This window comes from Iodobacter arcticus (assembly GCF_042664895.1).
In the GTDB taxonomy this organism is placed as follows: domain Bacteria; phylum Pseudomonadota; class Gammaproteobacteria; order Burkholderiales; family Chitinibacteraceae; genus Iodobacter; species Iodobacter arcticus.
This window is the reverse complement of the sequence record NZ_JBHTBQ010000012.1, coordinates 97,206-120,408: the sequence shown is the minus strand read 5'-3', so window position 1 is coordinate 120,408 and position 23,203 is coordinate 97,206. Positions and strand designations below refer to the sequence as shown.

Here is a 23,203-nt window from a genome sequence, read left to right as displayed (position 1 = left end):
AAGAGCGCACCCTGTGCGCTCTTACTATTTCAAATCATCAAGATTTAAGCAGTCAGTGCCAGCAGTTTTACAAAGGCTTCGTCAAATTGCTTCAGGCCTTCGGTTTGTAGCTGCTCGCCTTGTAGGTTGTAGTTAATCCCCAGCTTACGCAGTGCAGCCATATTGGCAACAGCTTTGTCTGTGCCTGTTTCAAGCGTCAGCGCGGCTACGCCGTGGTCGCGGAATAGATCGAGCGTTGCATCTGGTACGGTGTTTACTGTTTCTGGGCCGATCAGGTCTGCCACGTACATCACATCGCTATAGGCTTTGTTTTTGGTGCCGGTAGAGGCCCAAAGCATGCGCTGTGGGTTTGCACCCAGTGCTTTCAGCGCTGCAAAGCGTGTGCCGTGGAAGAGCTTTTTGTAATGCTCGTAAGAGATTTTTACAAACGATTTAGCCACTTCACCACGCAGAGCTAGCGCCTCGCTGCTGCCAATCGCTTCCAGTTGTGGATCGATCAGGCTGTCTACGCGGGATAGGAATACGGACGCTACGGCGTGAACGCGATCCACTGGCAGGCCCGCAGCAACGCGTGCTTCTAGGCCGCGGATATAGGCGGTTAGCACTTCGTCAACGTGTTTAAGGTTAAACATCAGGGTTACGTTGATGTTTAGGCCAGAGGCAATCAGCTCTTCAATGGCGATCACGCCTGCCGAGGTAGCAGGTACTTTAATCATCAGATTAGGGCGATTAACGGCGGCCCAGAGGCGCTTTGCATTAGAGATGGTGCCCAAGGTATCGTGCGATAGCGTTGGGGATACTTCCAGCGATACATAGCCGTCTTTACCGTTGGTTTCGTCGTAAATGGCGCGGGTTACATCGCAAGCGGCTTGCAGATCGGGGATGACCAGCGCTTCGTAGCGTTGCTCGGCAGTTAAATCTTGTTTTTTTAATTCTGCTAAGTCACCCGTGTAAAGCGGATCAGAGCTGATTGATTTGAAGAAAATCGCTGGGTTAGACGTCACACCGACAATACCGTCTTCTTTCAAAATCTTGGCTAGATCGCCAGATTGGATCAGACCACGCGATAAATTATCCAGCCAGATGCTTTGACCTAGGGGCTTAATTGCAGCGATTTTACTCATGGGTGGCGCCTCAGATTAGAAATAAAAGAAATAAATGCTTCCTTGCAAATTATCCCCCATCCCGAGCTTTTTAGCATTTGTGATGAGACAAAAATTATTACTATTTTTTAAGATTCACGAAGGTTGACACAAGGTGAATTTCAGCAACCGCTTTATGCTGTTTGGCTAGGGGGAAGGAAATAAGGGAGTATGAGGAGTAGTTTGCGTGGGCTGGTGTGGCCCACGCAAGATAAAACTTAATTATTAATGACGCGTTGCGGTGGGAATTTCACAGAAAACAAACTTCCTTCCCCTGATTTGGATTGCACCAGAAGCTGCGCCTGATGGCGCTGAATAATGTGCTTGACTATGGCTAAACCAAGGCCGGTGCCGCCTGTAGAGCGCGAACGGCCACGATCTACCCGGTAAAAGCGCTCGGTTAGGCGGGGTACGTGTTCGGGGGAAATACCGATGCCCGAATCCTGCACACTAAATATGCCGTGATCATTATTTAGATGCCAAGCCAGTGTGATTTCGCCATCATTGGGCGTGTAGCGAATGGCATTAGACACCAGATTACCAAAAGCAGAATGCAGCTCGTCGTGATTGCCTATCAGGCGGATAGCATCTAAATGCCCAATGGTTACAATATGGCGGCCTTGGGATAAGCCTTCTGCTTCGGCGGCCAAAAGACGCATTAGCTGAGGCACATCGACTTCTTCTTCACGCATTTGCTGGCCGCTTTCCAGGCGGGAAAGGGTCAGTAAATCGTCAACCAGGCGCTGCATACGCTGGGTTTGATCGTACATCAGCTGTAAATGCTGGCCGCGGGTATGCGCATCGGTATCGGGCATATCGATCATGGTTTCGATAAAACCACCCACTACCGTCAGTGGGGTGCGCAGCTCGTGCGATACATTGGCCACAAAATCGCGGTGCACGGTTTGCACACGATCTAGCTGGGTGATATCGCGGGATAGCAGTAGCTTACGGCTAGAATCAAAAGGCACAAGTTGCACAGATAAAACTTGCTCCTGCGGGCGGTGAGTATGCAGCACTAAAGGATGAGCAAAGTCCTGGCTGCGCAAGTATTCTCGCAGCGATGGATGACGAACAATATTGCTGATCACTTGCCACACATCGCTCACACGGTTGATGGCCATATGCTGGGCGGCAGAGCGATTGCACCATTCGATTCTGTCATGCTCATCCAGAATCACCACCCCATCAGGCAGCGCTTCACTGGCATTGGTAAAGCGATCGAGCGTATTGGTAAGACGTTCTTTAATTTTGCTTTGCAGCCTGACCTGGTTATAAACCCGATCAAACACTTCCTGCCATAGCAAAATGCCACTGGGCACATTATCAACGCGTGAGTTTTCTACCCAGCGGTGTAAGCGGCCAAGATTTACTAAGTGATAGAGAACCGAGCAAGATAACAAGCCTATCGCGGTGGCCATGCCGTAAATCAGACCAAAAAGAGCACCAATAGAGGCAGAAAATATTGCCATTACAAGATAGTGAATCAGAGATCGTAGCCAAAGCATTCGGTTTTATATCCAGAGGAAAAACACTCGCCTTTTTTAAAAGCTAAGGCTTATCTTAAACGTCCAACATTTCCGCACAAGCAATCGGCAGTATTTTCGAAAAGCTTTATGTAAGGATATTATCGCTAAACGAGACAGGCTTGTCGTTAATTATTATGTGCAGAAAGGCGGTAGCCCGTGCCGCGTACTGTTTGAATTAAACGATCAAAATTGGTTGATTCTAAGGCGGATCGCAAGCGGCGGATATGCACATCCACCGTTCGCTCTTCTACAAACACATGATCACCCCAAACATGATCGAGCAATTGCGCGCGCGAATGGACGCGTTCCGGGTGGGTCATAAAGAAGTGCAGCAGGCGAAATTCGGTAGGGCCAAGATCGATGGTTTCGCTATTGCCAGTGACGCGGTGGGTGGCAGGGTCTAGGCGCAGGCCCTGTACTTCAACCGTGTCATCTGTAATTTGCGGTGCGCGGCGACGAAGTACAGCCTTAATCCGCGCTTGCAATTCGCGTGGGCTAAAAGGCTTAGTGATGTAATCATCTGCGCCCGTTTCCAGACCGATGACTTTATCTTGCTCGTCTGATCTGGCTGTTAGCATGATCAAAGGAATTTGCCGGGTGCGCTCTTCAGCGCGTAGCTTTTTGGCAAAATCAATGCCAGTCATGCCGGGTAGCATCCAATCGAGCAAAATCAAATCGGGCAGGGCATTACGTACAATGTTTTGTGCGCTTTCTGCGGAGTCGGCGCGCATTACATGGTGCCCGGCCTGGGATAAGTTGAAAGCAATCAACTCTTGAATGGCGGGTTCGTCTTCAACAAGTAAGATATTAGCGGGCATAGCGATTGACCTCGCGGAATAAAGTTCCACATTTGTTGCAAGATTAAGGCCTGAATATGTATTTAATATGACAAGTCTGGCAAAAGTGGTCTTATTTTTATTACTTGTGTCGTATTTTTTACACTAAGTGGCAGCGTATCTGGCCGCAAGCTGCTGTTAGCAGGGGCTCGCGCGGGGTATTATGCGGGTGTTACATCAAAGAGTTCTCCTGCACATGTCCGGACTATCAAAAACAACACCTTTACCCGTCGAGATAAAACTTCATCAAGCTTCAAAGCAGCTGGAGATTCATTTTGACGAGGGGAGCTGTTTTATATTGCCCTGCGAATACCTGCGGGTATATAGCCCTTCAGCCGAAGTGCGCGGCCACGGTGGCGGCCCCGGTACATTGCAAGTTGGTAAGGCGGACGTCAATATCGTTGATATTGTGCCGGTGGGTAATTATGCAGTGAAACTGGTATTTGATGATGGGCATGATTCAGGACTTTATTCTTGGGATCATCTTTATGAGCTGGGGCGTAATCAGGCAGTAAATTGGCAGAATTATTTAGATAAGCTTGCAGAGGCTGGAGCTTCAAGAATTAGGTAGGTTGGGTGCAACCTGCGAGCAATGCTGAAAAGTACGCGGGTTGCACCCGCCCTACGAAAACGATGATGTGACAGATTGCACGAGTAAATGTAGGACGGGAAAACCCCGCCATCTAATGAGAGAAAATAATGAGCGATCCAAGTACCCATTTTGGTTTTAAAACGGTTAACGAATCCGAAAAAGCGCAAAAAGTCGCTGAGGTTTTTCATTCGGTGGCTAAAAAATACGATGTGATGAATGACTTAATGTCAGGTGGTTTACATCGCATCTGGAAATTCTTCACCATTGAAACCAGCGGCGTGAAAGCGGGGGACAAGGTGCTGGATATTGCCGGTGGTACGGGCGATTTATCCAAAGCCTTTGCTAAAAAAGTAGGTAAAACCGGCCAAGTATGGCTGACCGATATCAATAGCTCGATGCTGGGCGTGGGGCGTGATCGCCTGCTGGATCAAGGCTATGCCCTGCCAGTGGCGCAGTGCGATGCTGAGAAACTACCGTTTCCGGATCATTATTTTGACTGTGTTTCGGTGGCGTTTGGCCTGAGAAATATGACGCATAAAGATGTGGCGTTGGCTGAAATGTGCCGGGTCTTAAAGCCGGGCGGGCGCTTGCTGGTATTGGAATTCTCTAAAGTATGGGCTCCGCTCAAACCTGCTTACGATATCTACTCGTTTAAATTGCTGCCATTTATGGGCAAGCTGGTGGCAAACGATGCCGATTCTTACCAGTATCTGGCTGAATCGATCCGTATGCATCCTGATCAAGAAACGCTCAAGCAAATGATGAAAGACGCAGGCTTTGGCCGTGTTGATTTCCATAATATGACGGGTGGCGTGGTTGCCCTGCATAAAGGGACAAAAATCTAATGCTACTGGCCGCCGTACTCAATCGCCTTTTGGCGCAGGACGCGGCAGCTAAGGCTGAGCTTGCGCAATTCGCTGGCCGTAGCATCAAGATTTCCCTGCCGCTAGTGAGCGAAACCTTGGTGCTGATGAATGATGGCCGCTTAGCAGAAAGCAAGGCCGAAGCAGAAGCCACGCTTGATTTGCCTTTAAGCTTTTTTACCCACCGCATGCAAGATAAAACCGCCGCCGCCCGCCATGTGCGCCTGAGCGGTGATAGCGAATTAGGCAGCCGCATCGGCCATGTGCTGAGTGGCCTGCGCTGGGATGCGGCAGAAGAGTTATCCAAGCTGATTGGCGATGTGGCGACGCAAAGACTGGTGAGTATCGCTGGAACAATCGGCGGCATTCCAGGCGCAATGGGCTCGAGATTAGTGGTGAATTTAGCCGAATACTGGCGCGACGAAGCCCCGCTATTGGCGCATAAGCGCGATGTGAATCAGTTTTGCAATGAAGTAGATGAATTACGTGATGCGCTGGCAAGGCTGGAAAAGCGGGCTGCGAAATTAATATAAGGCGGGTGCAAGCCGCCAAATTTGCACATGTAATGAATATTAAGCAGTAAACCCAAATCTTGAACCACGGAGAGCACCGAGGACACGGAGTTTCACGGAGAAAAATAGGTTTTTCATTAAGTCTTATATTTTTTAAACTCAGCTTCTCAGTTCTCAGTGTTTGTGTCTCGGTTCGTTGCATAGGGCTTTAGAGTCCCCTTGAAGCACGCCGAAGCGAGGAACAAGCGGGCGGGGTTTCTTTGATGCCTGTTTGAGCGAAGCGAGTTCCGCAGCCGCCGCTCGATTGTCCGCAGATGAGGGGCCTTCGTGCTGGTCGGGGCGGCTTTCTTTGCTTACTTTCTTGGCCGTTCAAGAAAGTGAGTCCCCGCGGGGATGCCGCACCTAAATAAATGTGCCGAAGGCACTAAAAAGGTCTTTTTGAGTTTGCTTAGCGCACATGGGGTTTCGCCCTACGATGCTAACCCTTTACCTGCATCACCTCTCTCTTAAGTTGAACTAATGCGTCTTTCTCGTTTAATTAAAATTGTCCGTGTGATTTTTGGCTATGGTCTGGATGAGTTTTTACTCGGCCATGAGCGTGTGCGTGGCTTGGGTAAGCTGATTCAATTCTTACTCTCTCGCCGTGATTTGAGTGCGCCTAGGGCCGAGCGTCTGCGCTTGGCGCTGCAAGAATTAGGGCCGATCTTTGTTAAGTTTGGTCAGGTTCTATCTACGCGCCGCGATTTGATGCCGCTGGATATTGCCGATGAGCTGGCGAAATTACAAGACGATGTGCCGCCCTTTGCCGCAGCGACAGCGGTAGCTGTGATTGAGGCGAGTTTGGGCCGCAAATTGGATGAGCTGTTTGCCGAGTTTGAGCATCAGCCCGTCGCCAGTGCATCGGTGGCGCAGGTGCATAAGGCGCGCTTACATAATGGGCGAGTGGTGGCGGTGAAAGTCTTACGGCCCGATATCTTGCCGGTGATTGAATCTGATCTGGCGCTGATGCGCATCATGGCGGTACTGCTAGAAAAACTCTCCGCCGACGGTAAGCGTTTGCGCCCTCGAGAAGTGGTGGCCGAGTTTGATCGCTATCTGCACGACGAGCTTGATCTGATGCGCGAGGCGGCAAACGCCAGCCAGTTGCGCCGTAATTTTTTAAACTCCAGCCAGCTCTTGGTGCCCGAAGTTTTTTACGATTTTTGTGCGCGTGAAGTGTTTGTGATGGAGTGGATGGATGGTATTCCGGTCGGGCGCATTGATGAGCTGCTGGCGGCGGGGATGGATTTAAAAAAGCTTTCCCGCTTTGGGGTGGAAATATTTTTTACCCAAGTATTCAGAGATGGGTTTTTCCATGCGGATATGCACCCCGGCAATATCTTGGTGGCGGCAGATAATCGTTATATTGCTTTAGATTTTGGGATTGTTGGCACGCTGTCTGATAGCGATAAACAATACTTGGCGATTAACTTTTTAGCGTTTTTTAATCGCGATTATCACCGTGTAGCCACCGCTCATATTGAATCGGGCTGGGTGCCTAAAGACACGCGGGTAGAGGAATTAGAAGCGGCGGTACGCACCGTTTGCGAGCCGATTTTTAATAAGCCGCTTTCGCAAATTTCCTTTGGCCAAGTTTTGCTGCGTCTATTTGAAACCTCGCGCCGCTTTAATGTGGAAATTCAGCCGCAGCTGGTTTTACTGCAAAAAACGCTCTTGAATATCGAAGGTTTAGGCCGTCAGCTCGATCCGGATTTAGACCTCTGGCAAACTGCCATGCCGTTTTTAGAGCGCTGGATGCACGAGCAAATCGGCTGGCGTGGCATGCTGCGCAATCTAAAAAAAGAAGCACCGCAATGGGCCGCTTTATTGCCGATGCTGCCGCGTAAATTAGGCGTCTTGCTCGATCAAAACCACACCGAGCTATTGATGGCAGGCTATAGCGGTCTGATGTGGGAGCAGAAAAAACGCAACTGGCTACTAGGCATCATCGCCACGCTCTTGGCGGGTGGATTGCTAACATGGTGGTTTAAGTAAGATCAGTTAAAACCGAATCTGCCCGATTTGCGCAGAACACGGGGTTTCACAAAGGGCCTTAGGCCTTGAGTGAGTACGGTAGGAGTGGTTTTAGCCACGGTCTTTAACAAGGCTTTTGCGGCTATGCCATTTTTCTACAGGCTGTCTGGCTTCCTAATAAGACAAACAGCGGATATATTCAGCTGTTTGTCCTGCGTTTTAAGTGTTTTCTCAGCCCACAGGCAAAAACTTAAAACTCCAGCGTTCCCCCGCCTACCCGATGCGTATTGCCACCCACGCGGATATTGCGCTGCGCATCAACGTCAACGTGAATCACGCTCAGCCGGCTGATTAAGCGATGTATGGTCAGGCCTTGTTCGATACGTAATGTAAACGGGGCGCTTTGCCCTGAAGCCATCAGCCAGCCTGCAATATTGGCAGCCCCGGTGCCTGCACCAAAGTCCTCGTACACATTAAAGGCATCACAGGAAAAAAACCTGAGGGTAATATGATCGCCATCATTACTCCATACCGCTACCTGCGGTAAGTTTTTACTTGATTCAGCCAGCTTGGCCAAGGACGCAGCTTGGGGCGAAGTTTGTAGTACTGCTTGCTGAGATCGCACCTGCACAATCAGTTGCTCTAGCCCGCAATCCACAAATAAAGGTGCGCCAACAATATCGCCAGCTGCAATCCCTAGGGTTATCGCAATTTCTGTATTGTTGTGCTGTGCCGGGCGGGTATGCGCGGTGGCGAGCTGGCTCCACCAACGATCATTCTGGCGTAATAGCCATGTTTCACCGTTATTTGTTTTAAATGCCTGGGCAGCCAGCCCCGATTCATTGGGGTGTGTGGCTTCGGCAGTGGCCAGCATGGCTTGTACGGAAAAAGGCAGCGCGTGCTGGGTGGAGTGCACATGAACTTGCGTGCCGGTTTGGGCAATAAAAGCAGTTTCTGCTACACCCATTTGGAATGCCAGTGTCTGACGTGTTTGCTCATCGGGCATCTCATCAGGGGTAAACACCACAATCGGGTTTCCACTTAAACGGCGTTCAGCAAAAGTATTAATCAGGTGAAAAGGATAAAGCGTCATAACAGTAGCCCAATAAGTGGATGCAGTAGCGGGTGTGAATGGAATATGTGATCAATTAGATTATTGATTACATGATTATGCCATTAATACTTTCTATTTTATTTCACTTGCTTACTAATTACTTTTTATATGTGTTTTTATTTTTGCTTTTTTTTGTAAATATTTATAGTTTAAATAGCGAGCTAGCGCCGCGGTTAGCGATTGCTTGCTTGAGTGTTTAGCTTTTTTGTAGCAATAAAAGCGCTAAAAACCACACTTTTCTTTTATACCCTGCTAGGGTGTTTTTGATATTCCCTTATAGATCAAACATCTACTTGAAATGTAGTCAGAGCATTTCAAGTACAGATATTTATATAAATATCTATCAGTGAAAACCGCAGCTTCTTGTTAAAATGAAAATGTTTGCCCGATTCAATCATGAACTGGATTGCTAATGCCCGTACTCGAAACGATTGTTGATAAAGATCTGCCCCTTAAACGGGATCTTGAATTACTCGCTGAACTACTCGCTGCGACCATTCGCGAGCAAGCAGGTATTGCCACTGCCGAGCAGATAGAGTCCATTCGTGAGCTCGCTCTGTCTTATGTGCAAGGAAGCAATCCGGATGCGGGTAAAACATTGGCCACGTCATTATCAGACCTAGATCCTGCCACGACTGTTGCCTTGGTCCGCGGTTTTGGTTACTTCTCGCATCTTTCTAATATTGCTGAAGATTTACATCATAATCGCCGCCGCCGTGCACACAAAATTGCAGGCTCTGCACCGCAGCGCGGTAGCATCGCAGCCGCAATTAACAGCCTGACAGCAAGAGGCGTTAAGGCCAATGAAATTATTAGCATGTTGGGTGAAAGCTTAATTGCACCTGTGCTGACCGCTCACCCAACAGAAGTAAAGCGTAAAACCATTCTGGATTCGCACCGCGCAGTGGCCGAGCTATTGGCCGAGCGTGATCGCTACGCCATGACCCCTGAAGAGCTGCTTGATAATAAAGCGGCTTTAGAGCGTGTGTTGCTGGCGCTATGGCAAACGCGTGAGATTCGCACTTTTAAACTCACTGTACAAGATGAGATTGAAAATGGCGCTGCGTATTTTCGCAATACCTTCTTGCACGAATTGCCGCGCCTTTATTTAGATTTAGAAGACAAACTGGCTGCGCTTTGTGAGCAAAATGTCAGTCTGCCTAATTTTATCCAAGTTGGCAGCTGGATTGGCGGTGATAGAGATGGTAATCCTTTTGTAACCGGTGATGTGTTGCGCTATGCGGTATCGCGTCAGTCTGGTATTGCGCTGGATTACTACTATCAGCAGTGCATGAAGCTGGAAAACGAGTTATCGATGTCCACAAGGATTGTGGAGGTTGATTCAGCACTGCAAGCGCTGGCCGATTCAGCCACAGACGAGAAAGACCGCAAATCGGAAGAGCCTTATCGTCTAGCGGTATCGGCAGTGCGGGCGCGTATTTTTGCGACAGCGGTTAAAATTGGTACTTTCCATCATCAGTTGCACGATGTGGCTAATGCGCCGGAATACCTTAATGCACAAGAGTTACTCAATGATTTAGAAGTGATTGCTAGCTCATTAAAAACACATCATGCAGCCATCGTGGCAGGCGGGCGTTTGCGCCGCTTACAGCGTGCTGTATCGGTATTTGCTTTTCACTTAGCGCCTGTCGATATGCGCCAGCATTCAGGCACGCATGAAAAGGTGATTTCAGAGCTATTTGCTCATGCCGGGCTTGAAGAATATGTGCGCTTGGATGAAGCATCGCGCCGCAAAGTATTGCTGCGTGAGCTATCCAGTGCTCGCCCTTTGATGTCGCAATATGTTGAATACAGTAGCGATGTGCAAAAAGAGCTGGATATTTACCGTGCCGCCAGCGAAATTCAGGCGCGCTACGGCGAGGCCGTGCTGCCTAACTACATTATTTCTAACTGTGATTCGGTTTCGGATATGTTGGAAGTTGCGGTATTGATGAAAGAAGTAGGCTTGGTGCAATTAGTGCCTAAGCTTTCTTCTAAAATTAATATCATTCCCTTATTCGAAACCATTCCTGATTTGCGCAGTGCTGGCCAGATTATGACCGAGCTGTTTGCAATTCCTCAGTGGCGCAGCCTTTTGGGCTGTCGTGGCGAAGTGCAGGAAGTGATGCTGGGTTATTCGGATTCGAATAAAGACGGCGGTTATCTCACTTCAAATTGGGAGTTATATAAAGCCGAGCTGACACTGGTTGACGTATTTAAGGCGGCTAATTTTAAAATGCGCCTATTCCATGGCCGTGGCGGTACGGTAGGCCGTGGTGGCGGGCCCGCGCATGATGCGATTCTGGCCCAGCCAGCGGGATCAGTGAATGGTCAGATTCGGATTACCGAGCAAGGCGAGGTGATTACCGCTAAGTACGCTGATCGTGAAGTAGGCCGTCGTAATCTGGAAATCCTGATTGCAGCAACGCTGGAGGCGAGTTTTCCAGAAAAAGCCCCGCCATCGAATGATGTGCAGGAACGCCGTCAGTTGATGGAAAAACTCAGTCTCTGTGCTTATCAGGCTTATCGTGATCTGGTTTATGCCACTCCTGATTTTATTACCTATTTCCGTGAAGCCACGCCGATTAATGAGATTCCTAATCTGAATATCGGCTCTCGCCCGGCAGCGCGAAAGAGCACCAATAGCATCGGTGATTTACGCGCCATTCCCTGGGTATTCTCTTGGAGCCAGTGCCGCTTAATGTTGCCGGGTTGGTATGGTTTTGGCACGGCGATTAGCGAGTATCTTAAAGAATCGGGCGATGAAGGTTTGGTGCTCTTGCAGCAGCTTTACCGTGACTGGCCATTCTTTAACTCAACGATCTCCAATATGGATATGGTGCTGGCTAAATCGGATATCGCCATTGCCGCCCGCTATTCAGAGCTGGTGCACGATCAAGAGCTGGCGCAACGTATTTTTGGCCGGATTAAAGCAGAGTGGCAGCGCACGATCGATGCCGTGCAAGCCATCTCTAAACATGGCGAGCTGCTGGGGGACAACCCCATGCTGGCACGCAGCTTAGAAAACCGCCTGCCTTACCTAGACCCGCTCAACCACTTGCAAGTTGAACTGCTTAAGCGCTTGCGTAGCGGCGAAGTGAGTGAAGAAGTGCAGCACGCGGTGCATCTGACCATTAACGGGATTGCGGCCGGTTTGCGTAATAGCGGTTAAGCGCGGTTAGATTGGATGAAGCAGAAGTAACAAACCCGGGGCTGACGTGTTGAACACGTGCTCCGGTTTTTTTTGCCTCTGTATTTAGCCTGTGCTACTTTGTCAGGCTAGAATCAGCTTAGATGAATCGTTTTCATCTTTTACTTTGCGGATTGATTTATTCAGGAAATGATTTGCCTTGAAGCCGACTATCTGCCGCTATTTAGTGCTTACCCTGCTGCTGGGCCTTGCTTTGCCCGCTGCTGCTGCAGGGAAATTGCCTACCCATTTTGGCGACAAAATGGAGGCGGCTTTGTCTTGCCGCAGTGAATGGTCTAATGAATGGTGGCGTAGCTATTTTCGTCAGTATCTAGGCGATCCTTTACGCGTATGGGGTGAGGCGGAGTGGTTTGAAGCACAAAATGCTTCATTAGGCGGAAATAAAGTCAGCGAGGTGTTTGTTAGCTTACCCAGTTCTGGCGCTTTGATGGTGGGCGTCTTGATTCCCGATCAAATAGAAACTGTGCGTAAGAATATCGAATCGAATATGGGCTTTGTTTTTGTCCCTTTAGCGGGGAGCTATCCTCGCTATCTATCTAAATTTGGCAGTGTGCTGGTTGGGCTTCCTAACGATCAAACCAAGTGGTATTGCGCACGCTGGAATCTGGGCAATCGTCCTTGATTCTTCTCTCGCTGATTGTCTGATTGGACATTTTGGCGCTTGTCCGCCTTTTGTATTTTCTTTTTAAATCAATATTTCATATCTGTTAATACCAATTATGGCGAAGGCACTTTTATGTGCTTCGCCGTTGCACCTTGGTGGGTTTTACTCTCGGTAAGATTACTTTTTATGAATAATTTTGTATGTTTTGTGAAAGCATTAATCGAATATAAGCAGTTTAAGGTATACCTTTTAGGCTAAACACCGAGCTTAATAGCGAAATATTTATGTATTTTTCATAGATAAACTACATAAATAAAACAGGCTTAATTACAAAATATATTTTTTATGTTGCATTGCATCAAAAAATTTTTGGCTTTGTTTAAACCTAAAATGGCATTCGCAGGTGAAAATGTTGCAATGCAATATTTGTATCTCGCTTATGTTATGTAGTTAAAAAAGCATGGTCTGCCATGAAGTTTAGGTGCAGTGTTTTTATTCATCATTGAGTGCTTGACAAGAAAAATAGAATGGTGAGTAATGAATCCCGTCACGATCGGTTACATAGAGAAGCGGCGCGACAATGCCCTGAATACCAGCAAAGCTTTCGTAGAATTGACAGCTTGTAGGATGGCGGTAATACCAGTTGAGATGCGTGAATAACGCCAATCAGTCTAAAGAGGATGGAGACTCCCTTTATGTCGAACTTCAGTCGTTTAGCAGCAATTCCTGCTGCATTTATTGCAATGCAAGCTTTTGCAGCACCTGCCTGGGATGCTGCAACGACCTATACCGGCGGCCAAGTAGTAAGCCATGCCGGTAAGGATTGGAAAGCCCAGTGGTGGACTAAGGGCAATGTACCTGGTGCAGAGCAGTGGGGCCCTTGGGCTTTACAAACCGGCACAACACCAACACCTGCGCCAACTCCCGTTCCTACGCCAGTGCCAACACCGGGTCCTAGCCCAGTTCCAACGCCTGCTCCAACACCCGTACCTACTCCAACACCATCTGCTTGCTATGTAACATGGACTGCCACAACTGCTTATTCGGGCGGCCAGTCTGTTACGCATAAAGGTCGGAATTACAAAGCGCAGTGGTGGACTCAGGGCGACGATCCAACGACCAATGTGGGCGCAGGTAAGCCTTGGCTAGATTTGGGCGCTTGCTCGACTGTTCCAACGCCAGTTCCAACACCGGTACCAACGCCAGTTCCAACACCGGTACCAACGCCAGTTCCAACACCAGTACCAACACCAGTACCAACTCCGGTGCCAACACCTACGCCAGTACCGACCCCAACTCCTGCACCAACGCCATCAGGCAATATGCAAGTGGGTTCTTACTTTGCACAGTGGGGCATTTACGGCCGTAACTATCTAGTGAAGCAAGTTCAGACCAGCGGCTCTGCAGCTAAGATGACTTTCCTGAATTACGCTTTTGGCAATATCTATGCCAAAAACGGTGGCTACGAATGTGGCATCGTGACTAAGGCAGAAAACGGTGGTCAAGATGGTGGTGACGGCTGGGCTGATTACCAAAAAGGCTTTGGCGGTGGCGATTCGGTTGACGGCGTGGGCGATGTTTGGGGCGAAGATGGTAAGGGTGGCCTAAAAGGCAACTTTAATCAGCTTAAAAAGCTGAAAGCGAAAAACCCGAACCTGAAAGTATTTATCTCCTTAGGCGGTTGGACTTGGTCTAAGTGGTTCTCTAACGCCGCAGCAACGGATGCACTACGTAAGCAACTGGTAGCAAGCTGCATCGACGTTTACATCAAGGGTAATCTGCCATATGACGGTGGCTCTAACTCCGGTGGTAAGGGCACCGCTGCAGGCGTATTCGACGGGATTGATATCGATTGGGAATACCCAGGCGTGCAAGGTATCGGCACCAACACGGTGTCTGATGCGGATAAGCAAAATAATACCCTGCTGCTTAAAGAGTTCCGCGCTCAGTTGGATGCTCTGGCTGCCACAACGGGCAAGAAGTATGGCCTGACTGTAGCGATTGGCGCTGGCGCTGAGAAAATAGCAATGACCGAGCCTGGCGAGTACAGCAAGTACCTCGATTGGATCAACTTGATGTCTTATGACTTCAACGGTGGCTGGGATGCTAAGGGCCCGACAGACTTCCAGTCGCACCTTTACAATGATCCTGCCAGCCCGCGTTATATCGATCCTAAAACAGGTAAGCCGGGTTTAGCTGCGCAATACAATATCGATAGCGCAGTGAAAAACTTGGTTGCTGCAGGCGCACCGGCTAGCAAAATTGTCTTAGGTATTCCTTTCTACGGCCGTGGCTGGACAGGCGTTCCTAATGTCAATAATGGCCTGTATCAATCGGCAACCGCAGGTGCAAAGGGAACTTACGAAGCTGGGATTGAAGACTACAAAGTCCTTAAAAATGCACCTGGCACCGTCTTTGTTCACCCTATCACCAAGCAATCTTGGAAGTACGATGGCAGCACATTCTGGTCTTACGATACCCCAGAAGTCATCCAAACCAAGCTTGATTATGTGAAAGCCAATGGTTTGGGCGGCGCATTTAGCTGGTCGCTTGATGGTGACGATAGCTCTGGTACTTTGATGGGTGCAATGAGCAAAATTCGCCAGTAAGATGGTAAAGAATCTAGTCAGTCTAATAGCAAGCTAGCTAGAGTTTTAACCCCCATGTTTAGGCATGGGGGTTTTTTTTGCTTGAGTAGAGGATAATCTCCCCTTTGCCGATTTGATCCTAAGCGCCGATGCTGCCTATCCAATTTAATGTTGATCTTAAAAACGCCAATACGCTGGGTTTACCTGCTACCGCCAGCCATTTCCTCTCGCTGACTCATCCCGCCCAATTGCTCGAACTCAGCCAATCTTCCGAGTTAAAAGCGCTGCCTTGGCGAGTTTTAGGCGGCGGCAGTAATTTGGTGCTGCCAGAACAAATCAATGCGCTGGTGATTGCTGTGGCACTCAAGGGGCGGCGTTTGCTGCGTGAAGACGATGAAGCTTGGTATGTGGCCGCAGCAGGCGGTGAAAACTGGCATGAATTTGTGCAGTGGACGTTGGCCCAGGGCTGGGCAGGTTTAGAAAACTTATCACTCATTCCTGGCACAGTTGGTGCTGCACCGGTGCAAAATATTGGCGCTTATGGGGTAGAAGTAAAAGACAGCCTATTTGAGCTGACGGCCTATAGCCTAGCAGATGGCCATGCCCGTGTATTTAGTGCAGCAGAATGCCAGTTTTCATACCGGGATAGCTGCTTTAAGCAGGCCGAAGCAGGCAAGTGGCTGATTGGCGAAGTGGTGTTTAAATTAGCAAAGTGTGCCAGCATCAAAACTAATTATGGCGATATCGAGCAGGAGCTGGCGGCGCTAGCCCAGCCTCGATCAGCTAGCGCCGTTGCCCAAGCGGTGATCAATGTGCGCCAGCGCAAATTGCCTGATCCGGCGGTGATTGGTAACGCGGGTAGTTTTTTTAAAAACCCTATCGTGGCAAGTGAGCTGCGTGAGCAGGTTTTAGCCGCACACCCAGAGCTGGTTTCCTATTCCGCAGGGCCAAACCATTACAAGCTGGCTGCAGGCTGGCTGATTGAACGAGCAGGTTGGAAAGGCCGCCAGCTTGGGCTGGTGGGCATGTACCAGAAACAAGCCTTGGTGCTGGTGAACCATGGTGGAGCAAGGCAAAACGACGTGGCCAATCTCACCGCTGCCGTACAAGCCGATGTGAAAGAAAAATTTGGTGTAGAGCTGGAGGCAGAGCCGGTTTGGTGGTGAGGACGATTGGCTTATTTATGCCACAAACTGTAGGGCTTCAGTATTTTGCTCGAAATAGCTTCCCGAATTAAGCCAAGGTGTAGGGCGTACTCGAAGCTTTGCCGGGCGAGCGTTTTTATCGCCCGGCGAAGCGCAGTACGCCGCGGGCACGAAAACCAGTTTTGGAATCCGCCCCTTCATGGCGCACTGCGCTTCGCTTCGAGTGCGCCCTACTTTTGCAATCCATAGAGTCGGGTGTAATGCGTCAGGATAAAACCTCAGATTGATTACGCCCTATAGATGACTTGTGATGCTTGTGGGGCTCGCTTTATCGTACCCAAGCAGATTTGCCCGGAGTAATCAGTATGTGGATAGACACCCATTGCCATTTAGATGCCCCTGAATTTGCTGCCGACCGGGATGAACTTGTGGCGGCAGCAAAGCGGGTGGGGATTGAGCAAATTGTGGTTCCGGCGGTGAGCGAGGCGACTTTTGCCGATGCGCTCACCATGCGCGAGCGCTATGGCTGTTTTCCGGCTTTTGGCCTGCATCCGATTTATACGGCGGTGCATCGGGATGAGCATCTGCTGACTTTGCAGCATTATTTAGAACAGCACCATCCTGTGGCAGTCGGTGAAATTGGTCTAGATTTTTATGTGCCTAATTTGGATGCGACAAGACAGGTCGAGCTATTAGAAGCCCAGCTCAGGCTGGCACGGGATTTTGATTTGCCGGTGCTGCTGCATTTGCGCCGCGCTCAGGATCCGCTGCTTAAGTATTTACGCAAATGGCGAGTCAAAGGCGGCATTGCCCATGCTTTTAATGGCAGCGTACAACAGGCCGAAGTCTTTATCTCGCTGGGGTTTAAGCTGGGTTTTGGCGGGGCAATGACTTATGCGGGCTCTCAGCGGATACGCAAATTAGCCAGTGATTTGCCGCTGGAGGCTTTAGTTATGGAAACCGATGCGCCGGATATCCCGCCAGCGTGGCTAGATCGCCAACGTAACCAACCCGCCGAACTCGTTAAAATGGCCGAAGTGCTGGCAGAGTTACGTGGGATCAGTTTAGAAGAATTAGCAGCAGCCACGAGCGCCAATGCAAGAGCGGTGCTGCCTGGATTGTTGTGATTGGCTGTATAAAAAACCCAAATCTTGAACCACGGAGTTTAGGAGGACACGGAGGATCACGGAGAAAAACTTAAGCGAGTAGGGTTTTCTCCGTGAAACTCCGTGTTCTCTGTGTCCTCAGTGTTTTAAGATTTGGGTTTTTTTAAGTGGTGCAGTTCAGTAGGGTGGGCAGGTTTTTATGCCCACGCAACGATATGCGACTAGCAGGGTGGGCACGATAAACCTTGTGCCCACCCTACTTTGTTTCTTGATTCGAAAAGCACTGAACCTACAGGTTTAAGTGCTTTTCTCATTTTTCTCTCTTTTTTTCTCTGCGTTCTTTGTGGCTACAGAATTTTTTAAAGCTGCTGAATTACAGGCCTAGCTAAAATAGTCCAACTCCAGTGCTGATTTCACCTCTGCCAAAGTGCCTGCGGCGATGGTGCGTGCATGGGCGGTGCCGGCTTTTAAGATTTGCATCACATGTGCCGGATCTTTGGCAAGCTCCAGACGGCGGTTACGGATGGGGGCGATCAATTCTTGCAAGCGTACTTCTAAGTGCTGCTTAATCACCGAGTCCGCCAAGCCACCTTTACGGTATTTGGCTTTTAAGTCATCTACAAAGCTGATATCTGCCTCAAATGCATCAAGGAAGGTAAATACCGCATTGCCTGCTACCTGCCCGGGGTCGTTAATTTTTAAGTGCTTGGAATCGGTGTACATGCTTTTTACAAACTGAGTAATTTCATCTGGGCTGGCTGATAAATGCAGCGCATTGCCCTGAGATTTACTCATTTTAGATTTTCCGTCTGGTCCTGGCAGGCGGCCTGTTTGGGGAATAATGGCGCGTGTTTCCAGCAAAATATCTTTGCCCGCCAGCGCATTAAAACGGCGAACAATTTCATTGGTTTGCTCAATCATCGGAGCCTGATCGGCCCCTACCGGAACGGCCGTGGCTTTAAAGGCGGTAATGTCAGCGGCCTGGCTTACCGGGTAGGTGAGAAATCCTGCGGGAATATCCCGCTGGAAGTTCTTTTGGCGGATTTCTTCTTTTACCGTCGGGTTGCGCTCTAAACGGGCTACGGTGACCAGATTCATAAAGTAGTAAGTCAGCTCGGATAATTCCGGCACTTGAGACTGAATAAAAATAGTATTTTTAGCGGGGTCTAAGCCTACCGCAAGGTAATCAAGCGCTACTTCCAGTACATTGCGATGCACTACATCGTGATCGGTATCGGTGAGCGCCTGAGCGTCGGCCAGCATTAAGAATTGCGTATGTTTATCTTGAAAGATGAGGCGGTTTTGCAGTGAGCCTACAAAGTGGCCTAAATGCAGTGGTCCAGTAGTGCGGTCGCCCGTCAGAATAATATGCGAAGTCATGTTCTCGATCCTTGTTTGGATTAAAGCCGCCGAGCCCATGGGTAGTGTAGATACAACAATGCCGCCTGGACCGGCGGCATTGTTCAATTGAATGAGTCTAAGCCGCCAGTAAGATATAGTGGCGGTAATACCAGTTATGGGCTGGGGATGTAACAAAAAGGGTAGGTTGCGCTGCTTTCATGGCTACCACTATTGCAGCTTTTATGCCGTCTGTCTACCGTGTTTGATTGCTTAATGATAACTATTATTATTTAAGTTTTGTTACGGCTACATACTGGGCAGGCCGGATCTTGCTTATAACGCATTTCCCGCCATTGCATATTGCGGGCGTCTAATAGTTGTAATCTGCCAAGCAAAGGGCTGCCCAGCCCAATGATGAGCTTAAGTGCTTCTGCCGCTTGTGCTGCACCAATCATTCCTACTAGCGGGGCAAACACACCAAAAGTTGCACATGGGCCATCGCTTGCTTCGCCTTCCTCACCAAAGAGGCAGTGATAGCAGGGGGCATTATTCACACGGGTATCAAAAGTGGTGAGTTGCCCGTCAAAGCGTACCGCTGCGCCAGAAACGAGCGGTACTTTATGCGCTACACAAGCGCGGTTTACCGCGTGGCGAGTCGCAAAATTATCACAGCAATCCAGCACAATATCGGCCGCGGCCACGAGTTGAACAAGCTCTTCGCCCATCGCCCTTGTTTTGACTGCGTTAACCTTGATGTGTGGATTAAGTGCATGGATGGTTTGTGCGGCCGATTGCGCTTTATTCTGACCAAGATTGGCGGTTGTGTGGATGATCTGGCGCTGCAAATTAGATAAATCAACCAGATCATCATCAACAATCGTTAGTGTGCCCACTCCAGCAGACGCCAGATAAAGCGCCGCTGGCGATCCTAAGCCGCCTGCGCCGATCACAAGCACATGGGCCTGGCTGATTTTCTCCTGTCCTTCAATACCGATTTCATCGAGCAGAATATGGCGGCTGTAGCGCAGCAGCGCTGCGTCATTAAGGGCTTCTTCAGAATTGGTTGGGAGATTGGGGCAGAAGCTCATGGCAGAAGATCGCAATTAAAGAGTGAGGGATTATACGAGAAGGGGGCGAAAGAGACGCTATGCTTCAATTTCACACTTGCTTTTACTCTGTGAAACTCCGTGTTCTTCGTGCCCTCCGTGTTTCAAGATCTGGGTTTTCAAATGAAACCGTACTTACAAATATCGCCGTAATTCTTCTGGCGTCTCATCATGATCACCATGCGGATGATTGCCCCATACTTTGACAAAGACATCGCGGCTTTTGATGTTGTGGACGGGGATTTCTAAATTACTGCGCTCGATATCTTCGCAATAATGGGCGAGGGCGCGTTTGATTTTGCTCAGGATGCTTTCATCTAAATGAAAGCCAGCCTGTTTTAAATACGCTTCAATCGATTTTAATGTGTGTTCAGTGAGTGCGTAGTACACGCTAATACGATGGGTGGAGTTTGAGTATTGGACGCTTATTTCAAGCGTATCTTTCAGGTAGCAGGCAGCTTGTTCGGCTTGATCAGTAGGGAGAGGGTAGAGGTAAATATCATGATGCTTAGAGAGTTTGTCAGCGCTGGGTTTCATGGCCATTCTCCAAACAGGGTATTTCAGTTTAGACCCGCTTACTGAGCATAAGTAAAAAAAACAGCTCCCTAGGGAGCTGTTGGGTGTGAGGCGATGCTGTTTTTACTTCGCAGGCACGGGTGCAGCTACGTTTTTACTCTGCAAAATCTGCTGAACTTTAAGAATATTCAGGCCTTGCTGCAATTGATAGTCATTTTTAGAAGCCAGCTCGCGCGGGTTTTCTTCTGCGGTATCACTTGCGTTTGATTTCGGTTTTTTGATTTCTACTTTAATCTCGGCCTTGGTTTCAGATGCGGCTTTTTTATTGCCGGCATCTTTATCAGTTGGATTGTCCAAACGATGGCCTAAGTCGGCTTCGCGAATACGGAAGGCACTTTGCTCCTTGCCGTTGAGTACTGCTTCTTCGACTTCAATATCCGGCGTAATCCCTTTCAATTGAATCGAGCGGCCCAGTGGCGTGAAGTAACGCGCGGTGGTGAGCTTGAGTGCGGTTTTGTTATCGATAGGCATAATGGTTTGCACAGAGGCCTTACCAAAGGTTTGCGTACCCACAACGATGGCGCGTTTATAGTCTTGCAATGCACCCGCTACAATTTCAGAGGCCGAAGCAGAGCCACCATTAACCAGCACAACCAACGGTACGTTTTTCACGTCTTTGGGTGTGTTTTTAAAGTAATCATCCTTACCATTTTGGCGCAGATAGTTTTCTTTGCTGGCGGTAAGCTTGATTTTGGAATCCGGTGTACGGCCTTCGGTGTAAACCACCAAGGCATCTTTGGGCAAGAATGAAGCAGATACACCCACCGCGCCGTTTAACAGACCACCAGGGTTGTTACGTAAATCCAGCACCAAGCCTTTAAGCGGCGCTTTATTTTCTTTGTAAAGCGTTTCAAGTGCCTGGGCGACGTTTTCGGTGGTGTGTTCCTGGAATTGAGCAATACGGATATAGCCATAGCCAGGCTCAGCCATTTTAGACTTCACGCTTTGCACTTTAATCACTGCGCGTTTCAGCGTAACAATAATCGGTTTGCCTTCGCCTTTACGCAGCATAGTGAGTGTGACGGATGTGCCAATCTTGCCGCGCATTTTTGTTACGGCATCGTTAAGCGACATGCCTTGCACCGGTGTTTCGTCGATTTTGGCAATAAAGTCGCCCGGTTTTACACCTGCCCGATAGGCTGGGGTATCTTCGATCGGTGAAACTACGCGCACCAAGCCGTCTTCCATGCTGACTTCTATGCCAAGGCCGCCAAATTCACCCTGAGTTTGAATTTGCATGTCTTTAAAAGCATCCGCATCCAGATAGGTAGAGTGCGGATCTAAGCCAGACACCATGCCTTTAATGGCTTCGGTAATGAGTTTTTTATCTTCAACAGGCTCTACATAGCTTTGTTTGATCAGGCCAAAAACAGTAGAAAATGCACGTAGCTCTTCAACGGGCAGCGGGTTGCCGCCAGCATCTTTATCAGCTACCGCATTAAAGGAAAGACTCAGGGCAATGCCCAGACCTGCACCTGCTAATAGCAAGGCAATCTTTTGGAGCTTTGGTTTTTTAGTGCTCGAGGACATCCGTGTTTTCCTGTTATTGGGCTTGCTGACATGGGGTTTTTAGTCATAACTATTACATCGGCATAAGCTAGCCAGCCCATGCCTGAGGGTCGATTGGGCGGCCATTTTGTCTGAGTTCAAAGTATAAGCCGGAATCTGCCATTCCACCGCTGTTCCCACTGGTGGCAATGCTGTCTCCAGCCTTAATCGTATCACCTACTTGCTTAAGAATGCTCTCATTGGCGGCGTAAATACTCATATAGCCACCGCCATGATCCACGATTAGCATATTGCCAAAGCCACGCAGCCATTCGGCAAATACCACGCGGCCACTTGCAACGGCTTTTACGCTTTGGCCGGATGCGGAGCGGATAAACACACCTTTCCATTGCCCGCCTTCACCCCGTGCCGTGCCATAACGGCCGGTAATTTCACCTTTAATTGGTAAGCGAAGTTTACCTTTCAACGATGCAAATGCTTGGCCAGATTGCCCTGAATCGGGCAGGGCGGTGGTGACTTCTGGCTCGGGCTCGGCTTTAGGCGCGGGTTTGCCTGCGGCTTTTGCTTTGGCCTGTGCTGCTGCATTGCGGGCTGCACGCTCTTTCGCTTTTTTCTCTGCCAGCAGTTTGGCCTGGGCTATTTTCCTAGTGCGCTCAAGTTCTTGTCGCTTGATGATGGCGTTGAGCTTATCGACCAGCCCTGTTAAGCGTTTTTCATCAGCAGCTAACTTTTGGATTTGATTGCGCTGGCTGCTGATTTCTTGTGAGAGATTGCTCACAATTTGTTGTTTTTCTTGCTGCTCGGAAACCAGCACTTCTTTTTGTTGTTTTTTTCTTTGGGCCAGATGCTGTAACGCTTCATTTTTTTGGCGAATATCTTCGCTCAAGCGGGCCAGCTCGGTGAGCTGTGCTTCTAATTTATTAGCCAGTTGTAGTTGTGAGCGGCTGATATAGCGGTAGTAGGTCAGCTCGCGGCTTACCTGATTTGGGTCTTGCTGATTGAGCAGCAAGCGCCAGGCTTCAATTTGCCCGGCTTTGTAGCGTGTTTTGAGAATTTTGCCCAGCCGCTGCTGGCTGGCTTGAATGCCACTGCGGGTATGGCTGATATCGCTTTCTAAGCGTTTGATTTCTGCTGCACTTAAGGCCTGCTCGGTCTGCATATTGCTGAGTACACGATTGGCGTCAGAAATTGCTGTTTCAGAGTCTTTTAAAGCATCGCTGGCTTCGCTGCGCTGCGATTCATTGGCCGCTAAATCTTTTTTAAGTTCTTGCAGCTGACCGCGTAAATCTTTTAGCTCGGCTTGCTTGGCTTCTGATTCTTGCTTAGGCGCAGCAGACACCGTCGGTATGGCCGGTGCAGCCAGTGCACCGGTCGTAAGCATTAAAAGAAAAAGCGGTCTGAACATGCTTAAAAATT

At 49.1% G+C, this 23,203-nt stretch carries 18 protein-coding genes; 9 read left to right on the top strand and 9 right to left on the bottom strand.

The genetic code is table 11. The features are described from left to right. Nucleotides 1-44 precede the first annotated feature (44 nt). From tal to phoB, 3 genes are all read right to left on the bottom strand, one after another. Complete coding sequence (gene tal / locus ACFQNF_RS07655; protein WP_380187414.1) at nucleotides 45-1,124, bottom strand: transaldolase; 1,080 nt, start codon at nucleotides 1,122-1,124, stop codon at nucleotides 45-47. Nucleotides 1,125-1,360: 236 nt separating this feature from the next. Further along, entirely contained in the window at nucleotides 1,361-2,650 is a 1,290-nt protein-coding gene (gene phoR, locus ACFQNF_RS07650; RefSeq protein ID WP_046352409.1) for a phosphate regulon sensor histidine kinase PhoR, read from the bottom strand. 146 nt (nucleotides 2,651-2,796) lie between these two features. Beyond that, nucleotides 2,797-3,489: a phosphate regulon transcriptional regulator PhoB gene (gene phoB / locus ACFQNF_RS07645; RefSeq protein WP_380187413.1), complete on the bottom strand. Its 693-nt coding sequence runs from the start codon at nucleotides 3,487-3,489 to the stop codon at nucleotides 2,797-2,799. Nucleotides 3,490-3,703: 214 nt separating this feature from the next. Here phoB and ACFQNF_RS07640 point away from each other — a divergent pair, with 214 nt between their 5' ends. From ACFQNF_RS07640 to ubiB, 4 genes are all read left to right on the top strand, one after another. Continuing rightward, a complete protein-coding gene (locus ACFQNF_RS07640; RefSeq protein WP_380187412.1) occupies nucleotides 3,704-4,078 on the top strand; it encodes a gamma-butyrobetaine hydroxylase family protein in 375 nt (124 codons plus the stop codon). Nucleotides 4,079-4,206: 128 nt separating this feature from the next. Then, nucleotides 4,207-4,944 carry a bifunctional demethylmenaquinone methyltransferase/2-methoxy-6-polyprenyl-1,4-benzoquinol methylase UbiE gene (gene ubiE, locus ACFQNF_RS07635; RefSeq protein ID WP_380187411.1) on the top strand — a complete coding sequence of 246 codons (738 nt, stop codon included), beginning with the start codon at nucleotides 4,207-4,209 and terminating at the stop codon, nucleotides 4,942-4,944. Continuing rightward, nucleotides 4,944-5,495 carry a ubiquinone biosynthesis accessory factor UbiJ gene (locus ACFQNF_RS07630; protein ID WP_380187410.1) on the top strand — a complete coding sequence of 184 codons (552 nt, stop codon included), beginning with the start codon at nucleotides 4,944-4,946 and terminating at the stop codon, nucleotides 5,493-5,495. Before ubiE ends, ACFQNF_RS07630 begins: the two co-directional genes overlap by 1 nt. Nucleotides 5,496-5,993: 498 nt before the next feature. After that, entirely contained in the window at nucleotides 5,994-7,508 is a 1,515-nt protein-coding gene (ubiB, locus tag ACFQNF_RS07625; RefSeq protein ID WP_380187409.1) for a ubiquinone biosynthesis regulatory protein kinase UbiB, read from the top strand. 229 nt (nucleotides 7,509-7,737) lie between these two features. On the opposite strand, the gene ACFQNF_RS07620 is transcribed toward ubiB, so the two are convergent. Further along, nucleotides 7,738-8,580, bottom strand: coding sequence for a PhzF family phenazine biosynthesis protein (locus ACFQNF_RS07620; protein ID WP_380187408.1), 843 nt, complete (start codon nucleotides 8,578-8,580; stop codon nucleotides 7,738-7,740). A gap of 433 nt (nucleotides 8,581-9,013) precedes the next feature. Between ACFQNF_RS07620 and ppc the strand changes: the two genes are divergently transcribed. From ppc to ACFQNF_RS07595, 5 genes are all read left to right on the top strand, one after another. Next, entirely contained in the window at nucleotides 9,014-11,773 is a 2,760-nt protein-coding gene (ppc, locus tag ACFQNF_RS07615) for a phosphoenolpyruvate carboxylase (RefSeq protein ID WP_380187407.1), read from the top strand. Between the two features lie 178 nt (nucleotides 11,774-11,951). Continuing rightward, on the top strand, nucleotides 11,952-12,434 hold the full coding sequence (locus ACFQNF_RS07610; RefSeq protein ID WP_380187406.1) for a hypothetical protein: 483 nt from the start codon (nucleotides 11,952-11,954) through the stop codon (nucleotides 12,432-12,434). A gap of 677 nt (nucleotides 12,435-13,111) precedes the next feature. After that, nucleotides 13,112-15,025, top strand: coding sequence for a glycosyl hydrolase family 18 protein (locus ACFQNF_RS07605; protein WP_380187405.1), 1,914 nt, complete (start codon nucleotides 13,112-13,114; stop codon nucleotides 15,023-15,025). Between the two features lie 128 nt (nucleotides 15,026-15,153). Further along, on the top strand, nucleotides 15,154-16,170 hold the full coding sequence (gene murB / locus ACFQNF_RS07600) for a UDP-N-acetylmuramate dehydrogenase (protein WP_380187403.1): 1,017 nt from the start codon (nucleotides 15,154-15,156) through the stop codon (nucleotides 16,168-16,170). A gap of 344 nt (nucleotides 16,171-16,514) precedes the next feature. Then, nucleotides 16,515-17,276, top strand: a complete 762-nt coding sequence (locus ACFQNF_RS07595) for a TatD family hydrolase (protein WP_380187401.1) — start codon at nucleotides 16,515-16,517, stop codon at nucleotides 17,274-17,276. Between the two features lie 360 nt (nucleotides 17,277-17,636). Here the strand turns inward: ACFQNF_RS07595 and trpS are convergent, their stop codons facing one another. From trpS to ACFQNF_RS07570, 5 genes are all read right to left on the bottom strand, one after another. After that, nucleotides 17,637-18,635: a tryptophan--tRNA ligase gene (gene trpS / locus ACFQNF_RS07590; RefSeq protein WP_380187399.1), complete on the bottom strand. Its 999-nt coding sequence runs from the start codon at nucleotides 18,633-18,635 to the stop codon at nucleotides 17,637-17,639. Between the two features lie 251 nt (nucleotides 18,636-18,886). Next, complete coding sequence (locus ACFQNF_RS07585; RefSeq protein ID WP_380187397.1) at nucleotides 18,887-19,684, bottom strand: HesA/MoeB/ThiF family protein; 798 nt, start codon at nucleotides 19,682-19,684, stop codon at nucleotides 18,887-18,889. Nucleotides 19,685-19,837: 153 nt separating this feature from the next. After that, nucleotides 19,838-20,239, bottom strand: coding sequence for a hypothetical protein (locus ACFQNF_RS07580; protein ID WP_380187395.1), 402 nt, complete (start codon nucleotides 20,237-20,239; stop codon nucleotides 19,838-19,840). Nucleotides 20,240-20,341: 102 nt separating this feature from the next. Then, complete coding sequence (locus tag ACFQNF_RS07575; protein WP_380187393.1) at nucleotides 20,342-21,808, bottom strand: S41 family peptidase; 1,467 nt, start codon at nucleotides 21,806-21,808, stop codon at nucleotides 20,342-20,344. Between the two features lie 67 nt (nucleotides 21,809-21,875). Next, on the bottom strand, nucleotides 21,876-23,168 hold the full coding sequence (locus tag ACFQNF_RS07570; RefSeq protein ID WP_380187392.1) for a murein hydrolase activator EnvC family protein: 1,293 nt from the start codon (nucleotides 23,166-23,168) through the stop codon (nucleotides 21,876-21,878). Nucleotides 23,169-23,203: the final 35 nt, after the last annotated feature.

Coding starts and splice junctions, on each gene's coding strand:
- ACFQNF_RS07630 (WP_380187410.1), top strand. CDS start 4,944: ATGCTACTGGCCGCCGTACTCAATCGCCTTTTGGCGCAGGACGCGGCA.
- ACFQNF_RS07640 (WP_380187412.1), top strand. CDS start 3,704: ATGTCCGGACTATCAAAAACAACACCTTTACCCGTCGAGATAAAACTT.
- ACFQNF_RS07585 (WP_380187397.1), bottom strand. CDS start 19,684: ATGAGCTTCTGCCCCAATCTCCCAACCAATTCTGAAGAAGCCCTTAAT.
- ACFQNF_RS07620 (WP_380187408.1), bottom strand. CDS start 8,580: ATGACGCTTTATCCTTTTCACCTGATTAATACTTTTGCTGAACGCCGT.
- ubiB (WP_380187409.1), top strand. CDS start 5,994: ATGCGTCTTTCTCGTTTAATTAAAATTGTCCGTGTGATTTTTGGCTAT.
- ACFQNF_RS07575 (WP_380187393.1), bottom strand. CDS start 21,808: ATGTCCTCGAGCACTAAAAAACCAAAGCTCCAAAAGATTGCCTTGCTA.
- phoB (WP_380187413.1), bottom strand. CDS start 3,489: ATGCCCGCTAATATCTTACTTGTTGAAGACGAACCCGCCATTCAAGAG.
- murB (WP_380187403.1), top strand. CDS start 15,154: ATGCTGCCTATCCAATTTAATGTTGATCTTAAAAACGCCAATACGCTG.
- trpS (WP_380187399.1), bottom strand. CDS start 18,635: ATGACTTCGCATATTATTCTGACGGGCGACCGCACTACTGGACCACTG.
- ubiE (WP_380187411.1), top strand. CDS start 4,207: ATGAGCGATCCAAGTACCCATTTTGGTTTTAAAACGGTTAACGAATCC.
- ACFQNF_RS07595 (WP_380187401.1), top strand. CDS start 16,515: ATGTGGATAGACACCCATTGCCATTTAGATGCCCCTGAATTTGCTGCC.
- ppc (WP_380187407.1), top strand. CDS start 9,014: ATGCCCGTACTCGAAACGATTGTTGATAAAGATCTGCCCCTTAAACGG.
- phoR (WP_046352409.1), bottom strand. CDS start 2,650: ATGCTTTGGCTACGATCTCTGATTCACTATCTTGTAATGGCAATATTT.
- ACFQNF_RS07605 (WP_380187405.1), top strand. CDS start 13,112: ATGTCGAACTTCAGTCGTTTAGCAGCAATTCCTGCTGCATTTATTGCA.
- tal (WP_380187414.1), bottom strand. CDS start 1,124: ATGAGTAAAATCGCTGCAATTAAGCCCCTAGGTCAAAGCATCTGGCTG.
- ACFQNF_RS07570 (WP_380187392.1), bottom strand. CDS start 23,168: ATGCTTACGACCGGTGCACTGGCTGCACCGGCCATACCGACGGTGTCT.
- ACFQNF_RS07580 (WP_380187395.1), bottom strand. CDS start 20,239: ATGAAACCCAGCGCTGACAAACTCTCTAAGCATCATGATATTTACCTC.